Consider the following 24,845-nt stretch of genomic DNA (forward strand, 5'->3'; position numbering starts at 1 on the left):
CGCCCTCCCCCTCCGGCCGTGATCATAGCCCCTTGGCCCGATAGCTGCTGGCCACACGGTCAATTGCGACGATATAGGCCGCGGTCCGAAGATCCTCGACATCATCACGGCTGTGCCAGACCTCGCGCATGGATTGATAGGCAATGCGCATAGTGTCATCCAGGCCCGACCGGACAAGTTCCAACTCATCCGCACCTTTAAGGTATTTGGCTTTGAAATCCGGAGACATCGACCAGGCCTCGCCCAGATAACGGTCCAAACGCTCCAATTCACTGACGATCAGTTCATGGCGCGCTTCTTCCTGGCGTCGCTGCATCCGGCCAAAGCGGATATGGCTGAGGTTTTTGACCCATTCGAAGTACGAGACCGTCACACCACCAGCGTTGGCATACATGTCCGGGATGATCACCGTGCCCTTTTTTCGCAGGATTTCATCCGCACCCGCCGTCACTGGACCGTTCGCCGCTTCGATGATCAGCGGTGCTTTGATCCGCTCGGCATTGGACAGGTTGATCACCCCCTCCAAGGCCGCCGGGACCAGAATGTCGCAATCCGCTTCCAACACACTTGCACCTTCGGCTGAGTGGGTCGCATCAGGGTAGTCCTTGACGCCGCCATGTTTGACGATCCACTGCCGAACCGCCTCTACGTCGATACCGTCGGGGTTGTACAGCGCGCCATCCCATTCGATGATCCCCACGATGCGAGAGCCATCTTCTTCGCTGAGGAACTTCGCCGCGTGGTAACCCACGTTGCCAAGCCCCTGCACAACAACGCGCTTACCGTCCAGGCTGCCTTCCAGCCCCGCCTTGGCGATGTCTTCGGGATGACGGAAAAACTCGCGCAGCGCGTATTGAATGCCGCGCCCGGTTGCCTCGACCCGCCCGGCTATACCGCCTGCATTCAGCGGCTTGCCGGTCACACAGGCCCGCGCATTGATATCAGTCGTATTCATGCGCGCGTATTGATCAGCCATCCACGCCATTTCACGTTCGCCCGTGCCCATGTCAGGGGCCGGTACGTTTTGCGACGGGTTGATCAGGTCACGCTTCGCAAGTTCATAAGCAAAGCGCCGCGTGATTTGTTCCAACTCATGCTCTTCATACTGGCGCGGATCGATGCACAACCCGCCTTTCGATCCACCAAACGGCGTTTCGACAAGCGCGCACTTGTAGGTCATCAGCGCAGCGAGCGCCTCAACTTCGTCCTGGTTAACGGCAGTGGCGTAACGAATACCACCTTTGACCGGCTCCATATGTTCAGAGTGGACTGAGCGATAGCCAGTAAACGTGTGGATTTCACCCCGCAGACGCACCCCGAAGCGAACCGTATACGTTGCGTTGCACACCCGGATCTTTTGTTCCAGCCCTGGCGGCAGGTCCATTAGTGACGCTGCCCTGTTGAACATCAGATCAACACTCTCACGAAAGCTGGGTTCTTTGATGCCGGTCATACATTCCTCCGTATCGATACCAGACGTAACGTCATGACGTTTTGTCGCACCAGTTGCGTCAGGCTGCAATCAAACAATGCACTTTTTTTCATCATTTCGTTAACAAATACGTCACCAAACGAGGTGAGTCGGGCAATCGCCTCAACAGTTAATGAATTGTTTTCATTTCATCGACAGAACGGTAACGGCGCACAGTTTTATACCCGAAATACGCGTAAAAAGGCCAAAACCAAGCCTTTTTCGCCCAATTCACGCCATGATTGAAAATTAAATTTAACCCAAATCTCTTTTCATATCGCACGAACTCCATGTGCGGAGCGGAGTCATCAAAATGATTAAATACTCGCTTCAGAATAACGGTTCGACACTCAAGCGTCGCGCTTCCGAAATTCGCAAGTTTGCCAAAGAAGAAGATGGTACATTCACTATCTTTGTTTTGTTTATGATGGTTCTCATGCTTGCGGTCACAGGCATGTCGATGGAATTCATGAAGTATGAACGCGACCGCGCGAGCCTGCAATCCACTTTGGACCGTGCTGTCCTGGCCGCGGCTGACCTTGACCAGCAACTTCCTGCCAAAGACGTTGTAGACGCGTATATGGACAAAGCTGGACTGGGCAACCTCAATGCCGTTACCACAGTGGTCGAAGGGTTTGGTTCCAGATCGGTAACAGCGTCTGCTGAAGCGGTCATGGAGACTCGATACCTGCGTTACGGACAAGTAACCGAACTAGGGATGAGGGCCACCAGCGCGGCCGAAGAATCGATTGGTGCAGTGGAAATTTCTCTGGTCCTTGATATTTCCGGATCCATGTCTCGAGCATCTGCGACACCTGGGGAATCCAAGATCAAGGTTCTGCAGCAGGCAGCGTCCGAGTTTGTCAAGCTTATGCTCGACAAATCCGGCAATGGCGAGATTTCTATCTCAATCGTACCATACGCAACGCAGGTCAACGCTGGCGCGTCAATTCTGGACAAGTTTACCGACGTTACGCAGGAGCATAGCTATTCGCATTGCGTGAACTTTATTCCGGAACAGTACAGCGATGCCGACCTGCACGTAGGTGACAGGTTGGAACGCACGGCTCATTTCGATCCTTTCACCTATTCCGAAGGTTCAATCGCCCTGCCCGTTTGCCCAGTTCGCGCAGGCAGCGCAATCACTCCTGTGACCGACAATATGGATAAGCTCCTTGGGCAAATCGCATCGCTCACACCGGGTGGAAACACATCGATTGATATCGGAGTGAAGTGGGGAACTGCCCTTTTGGACCCCAGCACTCGGCCAATTGTGCAGCAACTTTCGACGGAACAAGACCCTGCATATGCACCGTCAACAATTGTTCCTAGCAAGTTTTCGGTACGTCCCACTGATTACGACTCGAACGTTCTTAAAATTATCATCGTAATGACGGACGGTCAGAACACAGACCAATACATGCTCAATCCTTCGCTGCGCGAAGGTATGTCAGACGTTTGGTACAATTCCGATGCTGGTGAGTATACCGTGTATCACTCCGAGGGCCGACCGAACTATTTCTGGCCCCAGCAAAACGCTTGGGCGGATCATCCCTTCGGAAACCCCGAGCCTGAGACGGAATTGAACAAGGAAACCGGAACGGCGGTTCGCCTGACCTATCCCGAGCTGTTTAACCGTGTCTCATTGGCCTGGAACGCCAGATACAATTACTACTGGCAATCCAGCGGTTGGGCGGAATGGTACTCCAAAGCCTACTCGAAAGTAGAGACTTCGGCGAAAAACCAGCACACGAAACATGTGTGTGGTGCAGCGAAAGACCAAGGTATTATTGTCTATGGCATCGCATTTGAAGCACCGCGTGCGGGCTTCAGAACGCTCAAAGACTGCGCAAGCTCGGACAGCCACGTCTATGATGTTAGTGGACTCGACCTTGAAAAAGCATTCGAATCCATCGCCTCTTCCATCCATAAATTGAGGCTGACCCAATGATCCGCAGAATGCTGTCGAAACTCGGGCCGTTTCGTAGGTCCGAGACGGGGAGCGCGACGATCGAGTTTGTCATGCTTGTTCCGTTTTTCTTGGCATTTCTTGTCGCGGGTGCCGAACTGTCGTTAATCACGATGCGTCACGCGGCGTTGGAACGCGGAGTTGACCTTATCGTGAGGGACATTCGTTTGGGCACTGGTACCAACTGGAACCACGACGACATCAAGACAAGGATTTGTGACGTATCTGGCATCACGGACTGTGTTGGGAACCTGCGACTGCAGATGATCCAACAAGATGCGTTCACAGGTATCGTTCTTTCGGACAAAGTTCCATGCACTGACAGCTCGGAAGATCCAAAACCCGTGCTGGACTTTAAAAGTGGGCAATCCAACGAGTTGATGATCTTGCGGGCCTGCTTGCGTATCGATCCAATTCTGGAGGCGTCCGCAATTGCAAAAGTTGTTCCCGATGACACTGGCCATTACGCAGTCACCGCGACGACAGCATTTGTACAGGAGCCGCTGTAAGATCATGTCTACACTCAGTAATTTAAAAAACCGCACCAAAGGCTTCAAGAACGATGAAAGCGGTATTCTTTCCGTTGAAGCGCTTATGATCTTCCCGCTTATGTTGTGGACGATCACGTTCACCTTCACAGCGTTCGAAGGGTTTCGTCAAAGCGCGTCGAATCTTAAGGCCGCTTATACAATCAGCGATTTAATCTCACGTGAAACTCAAGCCGTAACCGATACATATTTCGACTCGCTTCACGATTTGGCGGGCAAGATGATCAATAATCGGTCTGAGATGAAAATGCGGGTGTCGCTTATCTTATTCGACGAAGACGATGACCGTCACTATGTGCGGTGGTCCACTGTACGCGGTTTTGAGCAATCGTGGGACAACAACAACATCGACGAAATCGAAACCCGTCTGCCGCCGATGACCAATCAGGACACGCTCATTCTGGTCGAGACATCAAACGAGTATATTCCGACATTTAGACCCGGCTGGGACTTCGCCACTGGAATTACCTTTGAAAACTTCATCTTTACCAGGCCGAGATTCACAAACGAAGTGGCGTGCAATTTAGCGAAGACGCCCTTTGTCTGCGATAATAACGTTTAAAGCCTCTGACATGAACTTGGCCTCGGCGGCAGCTGTCATGCCGCCCACGCCCACCCTACGACCAAGCCTCCACCAAAGCCCTGGTGCCCATTTGTATGACATCTTGTGGCGCATGCGAACCAGAAAGCCATTTGACGGTTTGAAGGCAAAAACACCTCTATCGACAGTCTCAATATCTTCGATTCTTGCGATGATCTGACCCGAGCCCGTGCGTAGTTCGGATTGAGTCAGTTCTATGCAATCCTGTGTCGCATGCCAGACGCGGTAGGCCAGCCATAGGGATGCGCCACCCACAGCAAACAAAAACACTTGCCACATCGGCTCGGGCGGCGACGCCAAGGCAACATACGTCACCAGCGCCCCGACCGTTGTCAGCATCCCTACCCCGGCCCAGCGTCTGGGCGAGGATGCCTGAATCGTTGCCAACACGTCGTCCTGCATCAATATCTCCCAATTTGTTCCCCTCGATTTAGCTTCTTTGAATGGGAAACAACAGGGGGTTGGTTAAGTTGCAAATTCGCACAGGTTCGGTTTGTTCGCGCAAATTGACTGCACAGGCGCAGAGATTACATGCTGCTCAAACGAACCGGAGTTTATCATGTCGCTCAGACCTACATTGGAAACGCGTCAGGCCATTCCCACGATGGAAGGGGCCGGAGTGAAACTGCATCGTGCGTTCGGGTTTCAAGACCCGTCGGAACTGGACCCTTTTCTTCTGTTTGACGACTTTCGAAACGAAAGGCCGCAGGACTATCAGGCCGGGTTTCCCTGGCATCCGCATCGCGGGATCGAGACAATCACCTATGTTCTGGCCGGATCGGTCGAGCATTCCGATTCATTGGGCAACACCGGCACCTTGGGTGCGGGCGACGTGCAATGGATGACGGCCGGGTCAGGTATACTGCATCAGGAAATGCCGCACGGAAACACCTCGGGGCAGATGCACGGATTTCAATTGTGGGGCAACCTGCCCTCGGATCAGAAGATGACCGCCCCTCGCTATCAGGATGTTCAAAGCAAAGACATTCCCGAAATCATCGATGACGACGGCACAACTGTTCGTGTGATTGTTGGAGACTTCTGGGGTAAGACCGGGCCGGTGGATGGTATCGCGGCAGACCCGCAATACCTGGACATCTCGATCCCCGCAGGTGTGAAAAAGACCTTTCGGATCGACACCTATCGCCGAGCCTTCGCGTATGTGTTCCAGGGTCAGGCCGCCTTTGCCGACGCTTCGCAGCCAACAGGCGTGCTGTTGGAAAAAGAGGTCGCCGGGCAAGAGGTCAACATCCGCGATATGTCTGGCGACCGGACCCTTGTCCGCTTTGGCACCGGGGATGAAATCACCGTTCAGGCAGGCCAGGAAGGTGTTCGGTTTTTGTTGATCTCTGGCGCTCCGATTGATGAACCAGTCGCGTGGCACGGTCCAATTGTGATGAACACACGGGCCGAACTGGAACAAGCGTTTCGGGAGCTGCGAAACGGGACGTTCATTCGCCCCGCGCACTGACCTATTGGCGGCTTGACGTTGTCAGGCCGTCACTGCCTTGTGCACCATGTTCCAATAGATCTGTTCGACCTCATCCAGCGACAATCGGCCACCGGATCGATACCAGGTCATCACACCGTTCAACATGGCAATCACGGCAAGCGTCGCAATCTTAGTGTCTGGAATTGCAAACTGACCGGCCTGCTGCCCCGCGTGAAGGATGTTTTCCAGCGCGTTTTCGTACTGTCGACGAAGGTCTTCTATTTCGGCGAAGTTTTCTGGCGAGAGATTTCGCAACTCCATATAGGCTATGAAGACCTCATCAGGGCGTTGCAGGTGGAAGCGAATGTGAAACCCGACGAACTGGCGCAATGCTTGTGGAGCGTCTTCGCCGCCCTGCAATTCGCTAAATGCAGACAACAACTCCTGCATGTGTTCACGCATCAATCGGTGCAACAAGCTTTGCTTGTCCGGCGTGTAATTGTACAACGCCCCAGCCTGCACTCCGACTTCTTTCGCGATCTGCCGCATCGAAACGGCGGCATAGCCGTGTCGTGCAAACAAGTTCAGAGCAGCCTTGCGAATGCGCGGGCCGGTTATGTCCGAGTGAGAGCCTTGAGTTCGTGCCATGTACCTACGATATCTGAACAATTGTTCAGATAGAACCCCGCTTGATCGACAGCCCCAAAAGGTGCATCACAATACGGCACACAAAACAAAAAAGCGCACCCTATGAAACTGCTGCCTATACTGTCGTTTATCCTTCTTTGCGCCGGCTGCGCAGATTTCCCCGAGTTGGAAGGCAGTGAACCGGCCTCGGTGAAAAAAGCTCCCTACCCGCGCCTTGTTCCTCTGCAAGAAACACTGGGACCTGCCATTGATCCGGTCAGCCAAGCTGCCACGGTCGAAGAAGACCTAACGCAGCGAAGCGAAGCGCTCGCCCAAAAGGCCCAAGCGCTGCAAAACGCACAAACCAACTAACGCACAGCATTTCACCTCCACATTCGCCCGGTGACGGATTGCACCCTTGGCCCGAACCCGCTAATGCAGCGCTGATCGGACAAACGTCCGAATACAGTTAGAATCCGGCGGAAAGGGACATACGACATGACACAGGCACTGCGGCTGGGAATTGCGGGCTTGGGAACGGTCGGCGTCGGTGTCGTAAAGATTGTCCGCCGCCATGCCGACTTGCTGAAAGCGCGTACGGGCCGCTCGATTGAGATCGTGGCCGTGTCAGCACGAGATCCCAACAAGGATCGTGGCGTAAACCTGTCGGATTATGCCTGGGAAACCGATCCGGTGGCACTGGCAAAACGCGACGATATCGATGTTTTTGTCGAGTTGATGGGCGGCGAAAACGGACCCGCCAAGGCGTCGGTCGAGGCCGCTTTGACCTCGGGCAAGGATGTTGTCACTGCCAACAAGGCATTGCTTGCCATCCACGGACAAGAACTGGCAGAACAGGCAGAAGCTGCGGGTCGTGTCATCCGCTTCGAGGCTGCTGTTGCTGGTGGTATCCCGGTAATCAAATCCCTAACGGAAGGTTTGGCCGGGAATGAAATCACGCGTGTTATGGGCGTGATGAACGGCACCTGCAACTACATCCTGACCCGAATGCAATCACAGCGTCAGGGGTATAACGCCCTGTTCGATGAATGCGCCGAGCTTGGCTATCTTGAGGCCGACCCCAATCTGGACGTGGGCGGCATCGACGCTGCACATAAACTGGCGCTTCTGGCCTCGATTGCCTTTGGCACCAAGCCGAATTTCGATGGCATCGAGATTGAAGGCATTCAGCACATCAGCCTCGATGATATCGATCAGGCCGACGACATGGGTTTCCGCATCAAATTGCTGGGTGTCGCGCAGCGCACCGCACGCGGGCTAGAGCAACGTATGCAACCTTGCCTCGTACCCAGCGACTCTCCGCTGGGTCAGCTGGAGGGTGGCACCAATATGGTGGTGATCGAAGGCGACTCGGTCGAGCAGATCGTTTTGCGCGGTCCCGGTGCAGGCGAAGGCCCCACCGCCAGCGCGGTGATGGGCGATGTTTGTGATCTGGCGCGCGGGATGCAGATTTCGACCTTCGGCCGCCCTGCTACATCGCTCGAGGTTGCCAAGCCCGCGGTCACTGGCCTGCCTGCGCCGTATTACCTGCGGCTTGGCCTGTTAGACAAACCCGGTGCTCTGGCAAAAGTTGCGGCTATTCTGGGCGACGCGGGCGTTTCGATCGACCGGATGCGCCAGTACGCGCACGCGGAAAGCACAGCCCCCGTTCTAATCGTTACGCACAAAACCACCCGCGCCGCACTGAACGTGGCGCTGGACGGTTTCCGCAATACGGATGTAGTGGCAGGTGAGCCTGTTGCGCTGCGGATTGAAAAGGTTTGATCTTGCAGCCCGCATGAAACGCAAGCTATGCCGAAAGAAACGGCTTTACTGACCAAGGGATAATGAACAATGAGTGCTGCCAAGACTGATTTCAACGACCGCCTGCTGTCTCTGGGGCTGGCAAGGGTGGCGGAACAGGCTGCACTGGCCTCAGCCTCGCTTGTCGGGCGCGGCGATGAGAAAGCTGCCGATCAGGCAGCCGTAAACGCCATGCGCGAACAGCTGAACCTGCTGGACATTGCCGGTGTCGTGGTGATCGGTGAAGGTGAGCGCGATGAAGCGCCCATGCTGTATATCGGCGAAGAAGTTGGCACCGGCACCGGCCCCGGTGTGGACATCGCGCTGGACCCGCTGGAAGGCACAACGCTGACCGCTAAGGACATGCCCAACGCGCTGACCGTGATCGCCATGGGTCCGCGTGGATCGATGCTGCACGCGCCGGACGTTTATATGGACAAGCTGGCCGTTGGTCCCGGCCTGCCTGAGGGCGTCGTTAACCTGGACATGTCCCCGCGCGAGCGCGTCGAAGCATTGGCAAAGGCCAAGGGCTGCAAACCGGCCGACATCACCGTTTGCATTCTGGAACGTCCCCGTCATGAAGCCATGATCGCCGAAGTGCGCGAGACCGGTGCCTCGATCCGCCTGATCACCGATGGTGATGTGGCTGGCGTCATGCACTGTGCCGAAAGCGAAGTGACCGGAATCGACATGTATATGGGTCAAGGTGGTGCGCCCGAGGGTGTTCTGGCTGCCGCCGCGCTGAAATGCATGGGCGGTCAAATCTTTGGTCGCCTCTTGTTCCGCAACGATGACGAACGTGGGCGCGCCGCCAAAGCAGGCATCACGGATCTGGATCGCGTTTATGCGCGCGATGAGATGGTGACCGCAGATGTGATCTTTGCCGCAACCGGTGTTACAGGTGGTTCACTGCTGCCGCGCATCAAACGTGAACCGGGCTGGGTTGAAACCACAACCCTGCTGATGCGGTCCAAAACAGGGTCGGTGCGCCGCATGTCCTATCGCACGCCCACCTGGCCGCACGACAAGGCGTGACGGCTTGCGCCATTGCCTTTGGCGAGAGTATTTCTGAAAAAATGAAAAGGCCGGGTCCGCAAGGGTCCGGCCTTGGCGCATAAGAGGCGAGCGATGAGTTTTCTAGGAGTCGAACAATCATTGACGGGGCGACGCTGGGTTGGCCCCAGCGCCGAAGTCGAGCGCGCCTCAGAAATGATGGCACAGCAGACTGATCTGCCACGCGCGGTGTGCCAGGTTCTGGCCCGACGCGGTGTGCCGGTGATGGAGGCTCGCGGTTTCCTTGACCCAAAGCTCAAGGAATTGCTGCCCGACCCGCGTGCGATGAAAGACATGGAGGTTGCAGCGACACGCTTTCTTAACGCGGTTAGACATCGTCAGAAAATCGCTGTGTTTGCCGATTACGATGTCGACGGCGGCAGCTCTGCCGCGCTGCTGATGGTCTGGCTGCGCCATATGGGTTTGCAGGCGACGCTGTATGTGCCAGACCGCATCGACGAAGGATATGGCCCCAATGCACCTGCCATGCGGGATTTAGCGGAAGCGCATGATCTGATCATTTGCGTTGACTGCGGAACACTCAGCCATGACCCGATCGCAGCGGCCAAGGGGGCCGACGTGATCGTTCTGGATCACCACCTTGGGGGCGAAACCCTGCCCGATTGCGTCGCTGTCGTGAATCCGAACCGCCAGGACGAAAGCGGCGATCTGGGGTATCTTTGCGCAGCAGGTGTGGTGTTCTTGATGCTGGTCGAAGCCGGACGACAATTGCGCGAAGCAGGAGCGAAGGGGCCGGACCTGATGTCGATGCTGGATCTGGTGGCGCTGGCTACCGTGGCCGACGTCGCACCTTTGATCGATGCCAATCGCGCTTTGGTTCGGCAGGGCTTGAAAGTGATGGCGCAGCGGCGGCGCCCCGGTCTTGTGGCCCTGTCCGATGTCTCGCGCATGGATACCGCGCCGAACAGCTATCATCTTGGATTTCTGCTGGGCCCTCGTGTGAACGCAGGCGGACGGATCGGTCAAGCTGATCTGGGCGCGCGATTGCTAAGCACAGAGTCCCCGCACGAAGCGCAAGCTTTGTCAGAGCGTTTGGATGCGTTGAACACAGAACGTCGTGATATTGAGAACGCTGTTCGCGCGGCAGCCATGGAACAGGCCGAGGATCGTGGCCTGGACGCGCCCTTGGTGTGGGCGGCGGGCGAAGGCTGGCACCCCGGCGTGGTGGGGATCGTAGCATCGCGCCTGAAGGAAACCGCCAACCGCCCGGCCATCGTGATTGGCTTTGATGGGGATGAAGGCAAAGGCTCGGGTCGGTCAGTTTCGGGCGTTGATCTGGGGGCCTCAATCCAGCGTCTCGCCGCTGAAGGTCTGTTGGTCAAGGGCGGCGGCCACAAGATGGCGGCGGGTCTGACGGTGATGCGCGACAAGCTTGAACCTGCCATGGAGCGTCTGAGCGAGTTGCTGGCCAAACAAGGGGCCGGTCAGAGCGGCCCGGCTGACCTGAAACTGGACGGCGCACTCATGCCCGGCGCGGCGAAGGTTGATCTGATAGAACAGGTTGAAAAGGCGGGACCATTTGGCGCCAGCGCCCCTGCCCCACGCTATGCTTTGCCGGACCTTCAGGTGCGCTTTGCTAAACGAGTCGGGGAAACACATCTGAAACTGTCGCTGGCCGATGGCATGGGCGGTGGGCTCGACGCAATTGCCTTTGGCGCCTTTGACGGACCCATGGGCGAGAAGCTGTCAAATCATGGTGGCGCGCGTTTCCATTTCGCGGGACGGCTTGAGTTGAATACATGGGGCGGGCGCCAATCGGTGCAACTCAGGCTGGAGGATGCAGCAGAGGCAAATTAGCGCTCTGCGACAGTGGCCCAAAAAACTTTCACATCCCTGCATTTTTCCGCTTGCGGGGGTCACGGTGAAACCGTAAAAGGCCCTCCACAAGCCAGCGTGGCCCGTTCGTCTATCGGTTAGGACGCCAGGTTTTCAACCTGGAAAGAGGGGTTCGATTCCCCTACGGGCTACCACTTTTGCTTGCGCCACTACCAAATGGCCCGTTCGTCTATCGGTTAGGACGCCAGGTTTTCAACCTGGAAAGAGGGGTTCGATTCCCCTACGGGCTACCATTTCCTTCCCTAAGTTCCGAATTTTTCGCGGCATAGATCTTTGATCTGGGTCCAAATCGATTTGTATTCTGGCGTGTTTTCCGCCGCATAATGGAAGTTCTTTATCAACCCGGTCAGCTGCGTAAACACTTGCCGTACTTCGGCTTTGTCCGAGAAGGCCGCTTTGGATTGCGTGACATCATAGATAAGCTTGAACGTCATTTTCTGCCGCTCCAGCGGAACGGTCGCATCGACCTTGTCGAAGGCGTCTTGCTGCAAGTAGACCATGTCAACAAACAGCGCTTTTTGCTGTGTTACAAAGTCGTCGATCGTGACACCCTCTTCCCCCGTGACCTGCATCATCTGGTCAACCTGTTCGCCCTTTTCGATCAGAGCGATCAGGTCGCGCACTTTACCCGTCCAGCCGGGTTCGGCATTCTTGTCGTACCAATCCGACAACTGATCTGTGTACCGAGACCAGCTGAGCATCGGGTCAACCGCCGGATAAAAGCGTTTATAGGCACGCTCGGACGACAGGCCGAGGAAGCACTTGACCGTCGACAGGGTGGATTGCGTGACAGGCTCGTCAAAATTACCGCCCGCAGGTGAAACCGTTCCGATCAGCGTCAGACTGCCCAGATCACCGTCGTTGGTTTTCAGGGCCCCTGCCCGCTCGTACAACCCTTTGATGGAGCTTTCCAGATAGGCGGGGAACCCTTCTTCGCCTGGAATTTCCTCAAGCTTGCCCGAGGTTTCACGCATGGCTTGCGCCCAGCGGCTTGTGCTGTCGGCGATCAGCAATACGTCATAGCCCATCTGCCGGTAATATTCGCCCAACGTAATGCCAGTGAAGATCGAAGCCTCGCGCGCGGCAACCGGCATCGAGGACGTATTACAGATGATAATTGTCCGATCCATCAGGCTACCCCCCGTGGTCGGATCGGTCATCTTCGGGAATTCCTCGATGGTTTCCACCACCTCACCCGCACGTTCACCGCAGGCTACAACTATCACGATATCGACCTTTGCGTTCCGCGCGATCAGGTTCTGCAATACGGTCTTGCCTGCCCCGAACGGTCCGGGAATACAGGCGGTTCCGCCGCGGGCAATCGGGAAGAACGTGTCGATCAAACGTTGTGAAGTCAGAACAGGCTCGGTCGGATACAGGCGCTCGGACAAGGTGCGTTTCAGGATGTTTTCCGGCAATGGCCGTCGAACCGGCCATTTCTGCGACAGGGTCAGAGTATGCTCGCCCCCGTTTTCGTCTTCAAGGCGCGCGACAATGTCATGGATCGTGGCCGCGCCCTTTTGTACCCAGACCACCTTGTATGTACCGGACCAATTGAATGGCAGCAAGATCTTGTGGCTAAAGTGTCCCTCGGGCACTGTCCCGATACTGTCCCCAGCAGTTACTGCGTCGCCAACCTTGACCGAAGGCGTAAAGGACCATTTCGCCAGCTCATCCAAGGGCGCCACATCTGCACCGCGTGGCAGGAAGGTGCCAAATTCGGCGGCCACTTTGGGCAGAGGCGATTGCAACCCGTCAAACACCTGCCCCAATAGTCCCGGCCCCAGCTCAACCGACAGCAACTGACCCGATTGCTCAACCGGATCGCCAACAGCCACGCCGTCGGTACTTTCATAGACCTGTACGTCTGCGGTATCGCCACGCACTCGCAGCACTTCGGCTTTCAGACGTTCCTGACGCCCACCGGGACTGGGGCGCGATGGCAAGATGAACACCACCTCGTTTTTGACCAATTGGCCTGGCTGACCGGTCGCGTCCGGGTTGGCTTGTATTTGCACAAGCCCTTCCTGAACCGAGACGACCCGTGCAGTCGAGGTTTGCTTAGCTGAGGTTGGGGCTGTCATGCGCTTGCTCCCTCAAAATCGATATCGGCGACATCGGCCATGGCCTGTTGCGCCAGTTTCTCAAATCGCTTGGCCGCCTCGGTGGCGCTGCTTTGCGCCCAGCGGTCGAAAATATTCCAGATCAGAACATAAATCGCGACCGCCTCAAAATCGAACATGTGGCGGGCTGCATGTCGTTTGAGTTGCTTGTGGCTGATCGACAAAAGCAGACGTTCCAGTCCAAGCGGATCTTCGTCTTCGAGCAATTGGTGCGCCTCTTTCAGCCACGGCATGGGCGTATCCAGCCCAAATGTAGGATCGGTCCAGTAGGCTGGAATGTGGCGGCTCCATCGTCCGACGCCGAACGAGCCTGAAGGCGCGGGTTCTCCGCGTTTTCTAAGGCGCAGTGCTGCAACAACCGAGCGGAGTTCCACGCGCTCCATAAAGAGCTTGCGTAAGGTGGGCTGTGGGATGTCCATCAACGCCTGTTTACAGCGCTGGATTGCCTGAACGTCAGTGACATCCATGTCATAGGCGCTCCAGCTCAGCGTGTGCTCAAGAACATTCAAGACCTTGGCATCATCCGCTGTCAGAGCCGTCAACCGACGGTCGAGCCTGATGCGCGAAAGCGGAGGCTGTTTGGCAACAAACAAGCGCTCCGATCCCGGAAGACTGCACATCAATGCGATATAGGCGTCCTGCTCTGACATCTCAGCGGATGACCCCTTCCAGAACGGCACGGAATCTCGGCTGCAAATGCTCCATTAGCAATGAAGCCACCGCCTTGTCTGTCAGGTCCAGAACGACTCCCTCGTCCTCTGCCCGAACGCGGATGCCTTCTTGGGTGTCGTCTGCCACATGCAGTTCGACATTCTCGCGCAGCATCTTCGCCGTCAGTCCAAGAACATACTTCGTCAGCTGACCAGATTGAATGTCATCCGCGTTTTGCTTGATGTCTTCCTGCGTGGCGACCTTGGTAGGCAAAATGACCTGAACCTTGCCGTCCAGATTGGCTCCCTCACTGGCCCGACCGACAACCTCCAGTATCATTTGCCTAAGAAGCTCAGGATCGGACATCTCTTTGGTCACAAGGCGTTCAACGTCTTCTTTGAAGCGATCCGTCAGACCGGCCTTCATGGTCAACACGGCGTCCCGCATCGCGGTGTTCAACGCTTCTTCACCCGCTGCACGGTAGTTGTCAGATTCTGTGCGGGCTTTCTTCTTAAACTCATCGGCTTCGCGTTTTGCATCCGCCAGAATGCGCGCGGCCTCGGCCTTGGCGTCTTCGCGCAGCTTCTCGGCTTCGGCCTGACCTGCGGCAACCCCATCGTTGCGCAGCTTGTCGATCAGGGCATCAACGCCATGTGAAATTGCTCCGGTCTGTGCCATCAGCTGATCCCCGCACTAATGACCAAGGCGAACACAAAGGCAAAAACACCAAAGCCTTCGATAATCGCAGCCGGTGCGAGCGCGAGGCCAAAAATTTCGGGCTTTTCCTTGGTGGCGTTGATTGCTGCCGCACAGGCTCGACCTTGCCAGATGCCGCAATACATCAGTGCAATGCCCGACAGAATGCCAATGCCGAACAATCCGCCTGCGTTTTCCGGTGTCACGGCGCGGTTCAGGGTGAACATGATGACAATCCCATAGATCACCATCGTGGACGGAAAGGCCGAAACGCCGACGAAACGCCCGTAGCCGCCTTCGGTTTCTGTCATGGCTCCGATACTGGCCATCCCCGCAATCGAACAGCCAATGGCGCTTGCCGCAGCCCCCAACGCCATAGGCGCATAGATGCCCAGCCAACCCAGTGTAAGAACAAGCTCATTCATTCCTGAACCTCCTTGCGGGCAAACGGACGAAACACGATGCCTTCATCCGGCAGACCCCATTTAAAGAATTCGATGTAATTGAGACGTAAGCCGTGGACGACGCCGCTCATCATGGCGAGCGCGAAGTTCAAAACGTGACCGATGATCAGGATCAGCAGCCCAAACAGAATGCCCGGCCCTTTCAGCGCCTGCATGACGGAAACGGCCAGATCGTTGAACGTGATCGCCAGCGACGCCGAAGCCAGACCAAGCGCAAACAGGCGCATATAGCTAAGGACATCGCCAAACGCGCCCATCGCCCCTGCTAGGCTTTGCAAGCCCTCGATCAGACGCCAGATCCAGTCTGTCGGCTTCTGGATCATCCGCTCACTGGAAAACAAGACAATCGCCGCAACGCCGAGGATCAGGATCGCCGACCCCGGCACAGGCGATTTGCCGTTCATATAGCTAAGCCACAGTACAAACCCGCCGATCAAGGCAGCAATCCAACCCAGATTGGCAATCGCCTTGCGTTGCCCCCACGCGGCATGGGCCGCTAATGCGTTGGCCAGAACCAGATGCAAGACACCAACCACAATCGACACCATCATCATTGCGCCGAAATTGTTCAAATCCAGCACCTTGAGCTTTGCCCAGATCGAACCTGCAGATGGAGAAACCCCAAAGTAACTGCCGACCAAGATGCCGTAGAGGATTGTAGCCCCAGAAACGGTCAGCCCATAAAGACGCCACGATCGCTGACCCGCAGTCGCGCCCATACGCTTCCAGAACAGCAAAAGGCCCAGCAGGATTACGACCCCGTATCCAGCATCTGCCACGATCATTGCGAAGAAGAACGCGAACGAGGCTGCGACGATCACGCTGGGGTCCCAATCCTTATAGCCGGGTACTTGATAAAACAGCGCCAAGTCCACCGCAGAACTACGTTTTTCAGGCTGTTCCAATAATGTGGGCGGGGTATCTTCCGGCCCCGGTTCTTCGATCAGAACTGCCGCATCTTTTGCTTTCGCCAATTCCAATACAGCGTCCATACGGTCTTTGGGGACCCAGCCCTGCACAGCAAAAACTGCCTCTTCATCGCGTACTTTCTGCTTTGCATGAGCCAGTTCGGCGGCGCTTTCTGCAACGGACAGGTTCCGGCGCATCAAGGTCAGATAGCGGGTTTGCGCCACGCGCTCTGCCTCTAAGGCCTCAAGCGCGATTTCGGCCTCCTCCAGTTGCGCCTCAAGCTCGTGAATGGGCAACGAACCCACATGCGTGCGCGGGATCGGAAGAATGTCATCGTCGGGCTCGTCGGGAGAGATCAGGACCGCGTAAAGAAATCGGTGGTCTTCTTCCAAAATCGCCCAGGGCAATTTGACCTCTGACAGAGCTTCACGGTGTTTCAGTGGCAACTGATAGAACCACAGCCGATTGCCTGCCAAAACATCCGTTGGCGGGAAGTCCAGATCACCCCAGGGCCGCACCTGAGCGATACGATGCGCCAGAAAATCCCGCCGGTCCATCGTATCCCGAGTGCGCTGCATGAGGTCAGTCACCTCATTCACGAAACCGTCCATGTCAAAACCGGGGTTTCGCTGGATCTGGCGCCGTGGCTCGGGAACTTCTGCAAGGAAACGCAACGCTTTATACGCTTCTCTTGCACCACGTTCGCTGATCTTTTCAGGTTCATTCGGCGGGGGAACAAGCGGTAGAACATGCATACAGCCAAGGTCTTGCAGCGCCTCAAGCGTGTCCGATTTTTGGGCTGCCGGCCCGATCAGAGACATCTTCTTCAAACGTGCGACGCTCATGTCAAAACCTCTCGCGCGTGTTTGCGTTTAGAGATTTTTGACTGCACGACCGCCTGCATTTGTTCGTCACTCAGATAGATGCGGATCTTCTTGATGTTGGCCTTGGCACGGGGGATCAGAACCTTTTCGAACAGGTTGACCCGCTGCGTAATCGTGGCCACCGCCTTGTCGAAAATGCGCACGCGCTCCTCGGCGATTTTGACCCGCAGGCGCGCTTCGATCATGTCATGTAGCAACTGCGCGGCGGCATCAACCCAATGGGGTTTGGCAAGCACGGAATAAGGACGCACGACAACTTCGATCCGGTCAAGGTCAGGCATTTTGACGCCAACCACGTTGACCTCTTTGACCTTGTAGTACTTAAGCTCAACCAGACCGTCCAGATCGATACCCTGCTGGGCCAGCATGGGAAGCTTTTCACCCACCTGCTGCGCTAGGGCCGCCACCTCTTGCTCAAGGCGTTTGACGTCCTCACGCGCTTTCACTCGTTCGGCCATCAACTGCTGGCGCTTCAGGTCCAGCGACGGCAGGAACCGCTCGTAGCTTTTCAGCTGCGTCTGCTGGCGGGCCAGTGACGATTTATTCAGCTGCAACCGCGCCATTGGCATCCTTTGGGAAATACTTGTCGATCAGGGTCTGTTTCATCAACAATTGTTCTGGCGCAAAACACTCTGCTAGTGTCTTCCAGCCCAGGTCCAGCGCCTCCTCCAGAGGGATGGAAACGTTGATGTTCATGAACCGTGCACGGAACAATCCTCCAAACTTCAGCAATTGATGGTCATAGTCGGAAAGATCAAACGCCATCGCCTGCTTTTGCGCGGCATCGCGGCTTTCTGAATAGAAACGGATCATCGTGTTCATGATCTGGCCGTGATCTTCGCGCGTGGTCTTGCCGATTACGTTCTGCTTGAGGCGCGACAGGCTGCCGAACGGATCAATCACGCCAGAGTGGAGATAGAACTGGCCTTCAGTGATGTAGCCGGTGTTATCGGGGACCGGGTGGGTTACGTCATTACCGGGCATCGTTGTCACAGTCAGAACCGTGACCGATCCACCCTTGGCGTAATCGCACGCCTTTTCGTACCGGCGTGCGAGCTGCGAATAGAGATCGCCCATATAGCCCCGCTGGGACGGCACGCGTTCCTGACTGATCCCCACTTCTTTCATCGCGTCGGCATAAGCTGTCATATCGGTCAGCAGAACGAGAACGCGCTTGCCCTCTTCCACCGCAAATTTCTCAGCCACCGCCAGAGCCATGTCAGGGACCAACAGTCGTTCGACCAAAGGGTCCATTGCCTGATTGACGAACATCACAGTGCGTGAGAACACGCCAGCATCCTCGAACGAAGTTCGGAATGTGTGGTAATCGTCAAAGATCAGCCCCAAGCCGCCGAAAACGACAATGTCCGCATCTGCCTGAATGCCGATTCGGCTGAGGAACGCGTTGAATGGCTCACCCGAAACTGAAAAAATCGGGATTTTCTGACTTTCGACCAATGTGTTGAACACGTCGATCATTGGCACGTCGGTGCGGATCATTTTGTTGGGAACGGCGCGCTCAGCCGGGTTTACGGTCGGTCCGCCAATGTCGATTCGGGGCTCGGAAGACAGATCTGGCCCACCGTCTATCGGCACCCCTGCGCCATCAAAGACCCGCCCCAGAATATTGGCCGAATACGGTGTCTGCATCGGGTGACCAAGAAAGGTCGCCGTCGCCTCGGTCGAAATCCCCTTGGTGCCGGAAAACACCTGAAGCGTCACAACATCCCGGTCGATGAAGATCGCCTGGGCCAATGTTTTTCGGCCATCTACAGTTTCAATGACGGCGAGGTCGTTGTATCGAACAGCAGGGTTTCCTTCGCCCTCAACCGGCACCCGAACTTTGATCGTGTCGCCTACAATTTCCAGAACTCGGGTGTATTTCAACAAGCTTCGGGACATCATCTACCCTCGCTGATCCAAGTTGTTTTCTGTTAAACTCGCGGCGTTGTTCACCGGCAATTTTTTGCAATAACGGCATTAGCTTACAACGAATTCACAAATTAGCAAATGAGTTCAACATCACCCATCCAAAGATGCCCGGGCGTCAATTACTAAAAATTTAGTTTGACAGGTACGCAAAAAATCGCTGATGCTGTCCGGCATCCGGTTACCGCCGGAAACCATAATCTTTGGGAGGAGACAGATGCGGAGACATCTACTTTCCGCAGTGGCGGCGGCTGCCGTCATTGCGGGGCACGGTCCCGTTTGGGCCGACGAAGCCGCAGCGCAACGTTGGATCGACGACGAATTCCAGCCATCGACCTTGTCGAAAGACGAACAGATGGCAGAGATGCAGTGGTTCATCGAAGCTGCACAACCCTATGCTGGCATGGAAATCAATGTCCTGTCCGAGGGCATCCCGACCCATTCTTACGAATCCGAGGTTCTGACCAAGGCGTTCGAAGAAATCACCGGCATCAAGGTCAACCACCAAATCCTGGGTGAAGGTGAAGTGGTTCAGGCTGTTCAGACTCAGATGCAGACGGGCCGGAACCTGTATGACGGCTATGTCAACGACAGTGACCTGATCGGTACGCATTCGCGTCTGCAACTGGCCTATCCGCTGACCGACATGATGGGCGGCGATTGGGCGGCGACAACCTCGCCGACGCTGGACCTGGATGACTTCATGGGCATTCAGTTCACCACCGGTCCCGACGGCAAGCTGTATCAGTTGCCCGATCAGCAGTTTGCGAACCTTTACTGGTTCCGCAAGGACTGGTTCGATGACGAAGCCAACAAGGCCGCGTTCAAAGAAAAGTACGGCTATGATCTGGGTGTTCCGGTCAACTGGTCAGCCTATGAGGATATCGCCGAATTCTTCACCAATGACGTGAAGGAAGTCGACGGCGTCACGATCTATGGCCACATGGACTATGGCAAGCGCGCGCCTGACCTTGGCTGGCGTATGACTGACGCCTGGCTGTCGATGGCTGGTGCCGGTGACGTGGGCGAGCCGAACGGTGTTCCGGTCGATGAATGGGGCATCCGCATGGAAGCGGGCACCTGTAACCCTGTTGGCGCATCCGTATCGCGCGGTGGTGCAGCAAACGGTCCGGCTGCGGTCTATGCGATCCGAAAATGGGATGAGTGGTTGCGGGCCTACGCGCCTCCGGGTGCGGCGTCTTATGACTTCTACCAGTCGCTGCCTGCGCTCAGCCAAGGCAACGTGGCGCAGCAGATCTTCTGGTATACCGCCTTTACTGCTGACATGGTGAAGCCGAAGTCCGAAGGCAACAACACCGTGGATGACGAAGGCACACCGCTGTGGCGGATGGCGCCCAGCCCGCATGGCCCCTATTGGGAAGAAGGCCAGAAGGTTGGATACCAAGACGTGGGTTCGTGGACCTTCCTGAAATCGACCCCCTCGGATCGTGCTCAGGCTGCGTGGCTGTACGCTCAGTTCGTGACGTCCAAGACTGTTGACGTGAAGAAGTCCCATGTGGGTCTGACCTTCATCCGCGACAGCTCGGTCAACCACGAGTCGTTCACCGAACGCGCACCCAAACTGGGTGGTTTGGTCGAGTTCTATCGCTCGCCTGACCGTGTGGCGTGGTCGCCGACCGGCATCAACGTTCCGGACTATCCGAAACTGGCCCAGATTTGGTGGCAGCAGATTGGTGACGTGAACTCAGGTGCCTTTACCCCGCAAGAGGCGATGGACCGTCTGGCCGAAGAGATGGACATCACCATGGCCCGTATGCAGGCCGCGGATGAAAGCGCCGGTGTCTACGGTGGCTGTGGCCCCCGCTTGAATGAACCGCAGGATGCGTCCTTCTGGTTGGAAAAAGCAGGTTCGCCCAAAGCCAAGCTTGAGAACGAAAAGCCACAGGGCCAGACCGTCAACTATGACGAGCTGGTTCAGCGCTGGCAGTCTCAGTAAGCCAAAGCAATCGGGGATGCCGTATGCGGCATCCCCATCCCAAGGCCAGTGCGATGCACTGAAGGACCGGAACTCACGGACATGATCGAACTTCAAGACGCGACCAAAAGGGTCGGCAACGTCATCCATATCAAGCCCACAAACCTGAAGCTTCATACAGGTCACTTCAACGTTCTGTTGGGAGCGACCGGATCGGGCAAAACCTCTCTGATCAAGATGATGGCCGGGCTGGACCCGATCGCCTCGGGCAAGGTCCTTATGGATGGGCAGGACGTGACTCGGCTGAACACGCAAAAGCGACAGATCAGCCTGGTGCACCAATTCTTCGTGAACTACCCCCACATGACCGTTTTTGACAACATCGCCTCGCCCTTGCGCGTAGCTGGCATGGTAAAGTCCGAAATCGAGGGCCGCGTGGAAGAGGCCGCCGATCTGCTTCAATTACGCCCCATGTTACACCGCCGCCCGCATGAGCTGTCGGGAGGCCAACAGCAACGTACTGCGCTGGCTCGGGCCATCGCGAAAGAAAGTCGTGCGGTCTTCCTGGATGAACCGCTGGCGAACCTGGATTACAAACTGCGCGAGGAACTGCGCGAACAGCTGCCGGACCTGTTCGCTGGACGCGGCGCAGTGGTGGTTTACGCCACCTCGGAACCCGAAGAGGCTCTTTTGCTGGGCGGCTACACGGCCTTGATGGAAGATGGTCGCGTGACTCAATTCGGACCGACCGCAGACATTTACCGCAACCCTGAAAACATCGCCGCCGCGCGCGTCTTTTCTGACCCGCCGATAAACGTGGCCAGCATCACAGTTTCGGGCGCTCAGGCGCAACTGGCGGGCGGCGGAGGCTGGGCTGTTTCTGACATGGCTGACGGCGATTACATGGTTGCCGTGCGCCCGCACAGAGTGACGCCATTCCGTACGTCTGACGCGGACGTCGAACTGACAGGCCGCGTCATCGTGACAGAACTGTCCGGCTCGGATTCCAGTGCGCATTTTCGGCACGGATCGGATGACTGGGTCTCTCTGGCCGCTGGCGTGCACCCTTATCAGGTTGGTGAGGATCACAATTTCTACCTGAATCCGGCCCATTGCCGGTATTTCAGCCAAGACGGCAAGAGGGTGGCCTGACATGGCACAGATCAAGCTTTCAAACCTGCGACACAGCTACATGCCCGCGCCGAAAGGCCCCGAGGATTATGCGCTGAAAGAAATTGATGTGACCTGGCGCGATGGTGGGGCATACGCTCTGCTCGGGCCGTCGGGCTGCGGCAAGTCCACGCTGCTGAACATCATATCCGGCCTTCTTACCCCCTCGGAAGGTCGGATCCTGTTTGATGACCAGGACGTCACCGCCCTGCCCCCCGATCAGCGCAACATCGCACAGGTGTTCCAGTTCCCGGTGATCTACGACACGATGACCGTGGGCGAAAACCTGGCCTTTCCGCTCAAAAATCGGGGCGTAGATGCAGCGACGATCAAGCGCCGCGTCGATGAGATTGCCGAGATGCTGGACGTCACGGATATGCTGAATACCCGCGCCAGCGGCCTCAGCCCAGACAACAAGCAGAAGATCTCGATGGGGCGCGGTCTGGTCCGTGATGACGTGAACGCGGTGATGTTTGATGAACCGCTGACCGTGATTGACCCGCATCTGAAATGGAAACTACGGTCCAAGCTGAAAGAGCTGCACCAACGCGTCAAGGCCACCATGATTTACGTGACCCACGACCAAACCGAAGCGCTGACTTTCGCGGACGAAGTGGTCGTGATGCAAGAGGGCGAGGTCGTGCAGATTGGCACCCCGGTCGAGCTGTTCGAGCGGCCCCAACACACATTCGTCGGCCATTTCATCGGCTCACCGGGCATGAATGTTCTGCCCTGCGAGGCCAAGGGTGACCGCGCGGTGTTCGAAGGACACGAGGTCATGTTGGAAGGTCCCACCTTGGGCGAAGGTGGCCGCACCGATCTGGGTATTCGCCCGGAATACATCAGCTTTGGCGAAACAGGCGTCCCTGCGCATGTGACCAAAGTTGCGGACATCGGTCGCCACTATGTGGTCAGCGCCATGGTTGGAGACACGCCGGTAAAGGCGGTGGCGGAACACAACGCGCCCAACCCAGGCTCGCATGTCTTTCTGCAATTCAAACCAGAACAATCCCGCGTCTACCGTGACGGCTGGATCGCAACTCAGGAGCGGGCGCAATGAGAACGGAAAACCAAAAGGCCTGGTTCTTTGTCCTGCCAGTGCTGGCGCTGGTCGCGTTCAACGCGCTGGTGCCAATGATGACGGTGGTCAATTACTCGGTGCAGGAAACCTTCGGCAACAACCAGTTCTTCTGGGAAGGGCTTGGCTGGTTTGAACAAATCCTACGGTCGGACCGGTTCCAAGCGGCCCTCGGTCGGCAATTCCTGTTCACCTTCCTGATCCTGATCATTGAGGTTCCACTGGGCATCATCGTGGCGCTGTCCATGCCCCGCAAAGGGTTCTGGGTGCCGGTCTGTCTGGTCCTGATGGCGCTGCCCATGTTGATCCCATGGAACGTGGTCGGCTCGATGTGGAACATCTTTACCCTGCCCAAGATCGGCCTGCTGGGATACTTCTTGAATGATGTTTTGGGCATCAACTATGACATGACGCAACAGCCGATCTCGGCCTGGATCACTGTGATTGTCATGGATGTCTGGCACTGGACCTCGCTGGTCGTGCTGCTGTGCTACGCGGGCCTCGTGTCAATCCCGGACGCCTATTATCAGGCAGCCAAGATCGACGGTGCCAGCCCATGGTCCGTGTTCCGCTATATTCAATTGCCCAAGATGAAGACCGTCCTAACCATCGCCGTTCTGCTGCGCTTTATGGACAGTTTCAACATCTATACCGAGCCCTTCGTCCTGACCGGCGGTGGCCCCGGCAACTCAACCACCTTGCTGTCGATCGACCTTGTTAAGATCGCGCTGGGTCAGTTCGACCTAGGCCCGGCGGCCGCGATGAGCCTGATCTATTTCGCCATCACGCTGCTGGTCTCTTGGGTCTTCTACACACTGATGACAAAGGATGACGCGGAATGAAAAAGCGGTCCCTGATCCCGATCCTCTATATCGCGTTCCTGATGCTGCCGATCTATTGGCTGGTGGCGATGTCCTTCAAGACCACGAACGAGATTCTGTCGGGCTTTTCCCTATTTCCTCAGACCTTTACGCTGGAGAATTACATCACCATCTTCACCGATCCGACGTGGTATTGGGGCTATATCAACTCGATCCTCTATGTGACGATCAACACGGTGCTTTCGGTCTGTGTGGCACTACCTGCGGCTTATGCGTTCTCTCGCTATCGGTTCCTGGGGGACAAGCAATTGTTCTTCTGGCTGCTGACCAACCGAATGGCACCGGCGGCGGTGTTCGCTCTGCCGTTCTTCCAGCTCTATTCCTCCATCGGCTTGTTCGACACCCATCTGGCGGTTGCACTGGCACACACATTGTTCAACGTGCCATTGGCAGTGTGGATTCTGGAAGGCTTCATGCGCGGCATCCCGAAAGAACTGGATGAGACGGCCTATGTCGATGGCTATTCCTTCCCGCGCTTTTTCGTGACGATCTTCCTGCCCAACATCAAAGCGGGCGTCGGCGTCGCAGCCTTCTTCTGCTTCATGTTCTCATGGGTGGAAATGCTGCTGGCGAAAACCCTGACTGCAGTCGAAGCCAAACCCATCGCCGCCGTGATGACCCGCACCGCATCAAGCGCGGGGTATGAGCTGGGCCTACTGGCTGCCGCCGGGACGCTGACCATCATACCCGGTGCCATCGTCATCTGGTTTGTCCGCAACTACATCGCGCGCGGTTTCGCGATGGGCCGAGTGTGAGGTTCGAT

At 56.5% G+C, this 24,845-nt stretch carries 23 protein-coding genes and 2 tRNA genes; 15 read left to right on the forward strand and 10 right to left on the reverse strand.

The window, feature by feature from the left end; genetic code table 11:
- Positions 1-22: 22 nt before the first annotated feature.
- Positions 23-1,453 carry a Glu/Leu/Phe/Val dehydrogenase gene (locus tag GS632_RS16265; protein WP_171174873.1) on the reverse strand — a complete coding sequence of 477 codons (1,431 nt, stop codon included), beginning with the start codon at positions 1,451-1,453 and terminating at the stop codon, positions 23-25.
- 331 nt (positions 1,454-1,784) lie between these two features.
- Between GS632_RS16265 and GS632_RS16270 the strand changes: the two genes are divergently transcribed.
- The 3 genes from GS632_RS16270 to GS632_RS16280 are packed head-to-tail and all read left to right on the forward strand — an operon-like array spanning position 1,785 to position 4,550.
- Entirely contained in the window at positions 1,785-3,422 is a 1,638-nt protein-coding gene (locus GS632_RS16270; RefSeq protein WP_171237342.1) for a TadE/TadG family type IV pilus assembly protein, read from the forward strand.
- Positions 3,419-3,949 carry a TadE/TadG family type IV pilus assembly protein gene (locus tag GS632_RS16275; protein ID WP_171174877.1) on the forward strand — a complete coding sequence of 177 codons (531 nt, stop codon included), beginning with the start codon at positions 3,419-3,421 and terminating at the stop codon, positions 3,947-3,949. The genes GS632_RS16270 and GS632_RS16275 overlap by 4 nt, the downstream gene beginning before the upstream one ends.
- Positions 3,950-3,953: 4 nt before the next feature.
- Positions 3,954-4,550 (forward strand): TadE/TadG family type IV pilus assembly protein, encoded by a 597-nt coding sequence (locus GS632_RS16280; RefSeq protein WP_171237341.1) that lies wholly within the window; start codon positions 3,954-3,956, stop codon positions 4,548-4,550.
- On the opposite strand, the gene GS632_RS16285 is transcribed toward GS632_RS16280, so the two are convergent.
- Positions 4,512-4,991, reverse strand: a complete 480-nt coding sequence (locus tag GS632_RS16285) for a hypothetical protein (protein WP_171174881.1) — start codon at positions 4,989-4,991, stop codon at positions 4,512-4,514. The genes GS632_RS16280 and GS632_RS16285 overlap by 39 nt on opposite strands.
- A 157-nt stretch (positions 4,992-5,148) precedes the next feature.
- On the opposite strand from GS632_RS16285, the gene GS632_RS16290 reads away from it, so the two are divergent.
- Complete coding sequence (locus GS632_RS16290) at positions 5,149-6,060, forward strand: pirin family protein (protein ID WP_171174883.1); 912 nt, start codon at positions 5,149-5,151, stop codon at positions 6,058-6,060.
- A 21-nt stretch (positions 6,061-6,081) separates the two neighbouring features.
- On the opposite strand, the gene GS632_RS16295 is transcribed toward GS632_RS16290, so the two are convergent.
- A complete protein-coding gene (locus GS632_RS16295; protein ID WP_171722207.1) occupies positions 6,082-6,669 on the reverse strand; it encodes a TetR/AcrR family transcriptional regulator in 588 nt (195 codons plus the stop codon).
- Between the two features lie 102 nt (positions 6,670-6,771).
- Here GS632_RS16295 and GS632_RS16300 point away from each other — a divergent pair, with 102 nt between their 5' ends.
- The 6 genes from GS632_RS16300 (at position 6,772) to GS632_RS16325 (ending at position 11,594) form a co-directional block, all read left to right on the forward strand.
- Complete coding sequence (locus GS632_RS16300; protein ID WP_171174887.1) at positions 6,772-7,020, forward strand: hypothetical protein; 249 nt, start codon at positions 6,772-6,774, stop codon at positions 7,018-7,020.
- A 126-nt stretch (positions 7,021-7,146) separates the two neighbouring features.
- On the forward strand, positions 7,147-8,433 hold the full coding sequence (locus tag GS632_RS16305) for a homoserine dehydrogenase (RefSeq protein ID WP_171237340.1): 1,287 nt from the start codon (positions 7,147-7,149) through the stop codon (positions 8,431-8,433).
- A gap of 69 nt (positions 8,434-8,502) precedes the next feature.
- Positions 8,503-9,486 carry a class II fructose-bisphosphatase gene (gene glpX / locus GS632_RS16310; RefSeq protein ID WP_171174891.1) on the forward strand — a complete coding sequence of 328 codons (984 nt, stop codon included), beginning with the start codon at positions 8,503-8,505 and terminating at the stop codon, positions 9,484-9,486.
- A gap of 93 nt (positions 9,487-9,579) precedes the next feature.
- Positions 9,580-11,322: a single-stranded-DNA-specific exonuclease RecJ gene (gene recJ, locus GS632_RS16315; RefSeq protein WP_171722208.1), complete on the forward strand. Its 1,743-nt coding sequence runs from the start codon at positions 9,580-9,582 to the stop codon at positions 11,320-11,322.
- Between the two features lie 98 nt (positions 11,323-11,420).
- Positions 11,421-11,495, forward strand: a tRNA-Glu gene (locus GS632_RS16320).
- A 24-nt stretch (positions 11,496-11,519) separates the two neighbouring features.
- Positions 11,520-11,594 (forward strand) — tRNA-Glu (locus GS632_RS16325).
- 9 nt (positions 11,595-11,603) lie between these two features.
- On the opposite strand, the gene GS632_RS16330 is transcribed toward GS632_RS16325, so the two are convergent.
- From GS632_RS16330 to GS632_RS16360, 7 genes are read right to left on the reverse strand one after another with little or no spacing between them, the layout of a single operon-like run.
- Positions 11,604-13,445, reverse strand: a complete 1,842-nt coding sequence (locus tag GS632_RS16330; RefSeq protein WP_171237338.1) for a V-type ATP synthase subunit A — start codon at positions 13,443-13,445, stop codon at positions 11,604-11,606.
- Complete coding sequence (locus tag GS632_RS16335; RefSeq protein ID WP_171237337.1) at positions 13,442-14,164, reverse strand: hypothetical protein; 723 nt, start codon at positions 14,162-14,164, stop codon at positions 13,442-13,444. Before GS632_RS16335 ends, GS632_RS16330 begins: the two co-directional genes overlap by 4 nt.
- A complete protein-coding gene (locus GS632_RS16340) occupies positions 14,136-14,813 on the reverse strand; it encodes a hypothetical protein (protein ID WP_171237336.1) in 678 nt (225 codons plus the stop codon). Before GS632_RS16340 ends, GS632_RS16335 begins: the two co-directional genes overlap by 29 nt.
- A complete protein-coding gene (locus GS632_RS16345) occupies positions 14,813-15,256 on the reverse strand; it encodes an ATP synthase subunit C (protein ID WP_171089197.1) in 444 nt (147 codons plus the stop codon). The genes GS632_RS16340 and GS632_RS16345 overlap by 1 nt, the downstream gene beginning before the upstream one ends.
- On the reverse strand, positions 15,253-17,049 hold the full coding sequence (locus GS632_RS16350) for a V-type ATP synthase subunit I (RefSeq protein ID WP_171174901.1): 1,797 nt from the start codon (positions 17,047-17,049) through the stop codon (positions 15,253-15,255). The genes GS632_RS16345 and GS632_RS16350 overlap by 4 nt, the downstream gene beginning before the upstream one ends.
- Positions 17,046-17,651, reverse strand: a complete 606-nt coding sequence (locus GS632_RS16355) for a V-type ATP synthase subunit D (protein ID WP_171237335.1) — start codon at positions 17,649-17,651, stop codon at positions 17,046-17,048. Before GS632_RS16355 ends, GS632_RS16350 begins: the two co-directional genes overlap by 4 nt.
- A complete protein-coding gene (locus GS632_RS16360) occupies positions 17,629-18,990 on the reverse strand; it encodes a V-type ATP synthase subunit B (RefSeq protein ID WP_171174905.1) in 1,362 nt (453 codons plus the stop codon). Before GS632_RS16360 ends, GS632_RS16355 begins: the two co-directional genes overlap by 23 nt.
- A gap of 244 nt (positions 18,991-19,234) precedes the next feature.
- Between GS632_RS16360 and GS632_RS16365 the strand changes: the two genes are divergently transcribed.
- The 5 genes from GS632_RS16365 (at position 19,235) to GS632_RS16385 (ending at position 24,837) form a co-directional block, all read left to right on the forward strand.
- Positions 19,235-20,974 carry an ABC transporter substrate-binding protein gene (locus tag GS632_RS16365; protein ID WP_171237334.1) on the forward strand — a complete coding sequence of 580 codons (1,740 nt, stop codon included), beginning with the start codon at positions 19,235-19,237 and terminating at the stop codon, positions 20,972-20,974.
- 81 nt (positions 20,975-21,055) lie between these two features.
- Positions 21,056-22,105 carry an ABC transporter ATP-binding protein gene (locus GS632_RS16370; protein WP_171237333.1) on the forward strand — a complete coding sequence of 350 codons (1,050 nt, stop codon included), beginning with the start codon at positions 21,056-21,058 and terminating at the stop codon, positions 22,103-22,105.
- A 1-nt stretch (position 22,106) separates the two neighbouring features.
- Positions 22,107-23,183, forward strand: coding sequence for an ABC transporter ATP-binding protein (locus GS632_RS16375; RefSeq protein WP_171237332.1), 1,077 nt, complete (start codon positions 22,107-22,109; stop codon positions 23,181-23,183).
- A complete protein-coding gene (locus GS632_RS16380) occupies positions 23,180-24,043 on the forward strand; it encodes a carbohydrate ABC transporter permease (protein WP_171089183.1) in 864 nt (287 codons plus the stop codon). The genes GS632_RS16375 and GS632_RS16380 overlap by 4 nt, the downstream gene beginning before the upstream one ends.
- Complete coding sequence (locus GS632_RS16385) at positions 24,040-24,837, forward strand: carbohydrate ABC transporter permease (RefSeq protein WP_171236423.1); 798 nt, start codon at positions 24,040-24,042, stop codon at positions 24,835-24,837. Before GS632_RS16380 ends, GS632_RS16385 begins: the two co-directional genes overlap by 4 nt.
- Positions 24,838-24,845 lie beyond the last annotated feature (8 nt).

This window comes from Ruegeria sp. HKCCD7296, from assembly GCF_013110775.1.
Classification (GTDB): Bacteria; Pseudomonadota; Alphaproteobacteria; order Rhodobacterales; family Rhodobacteraceae; genus Ruegeria.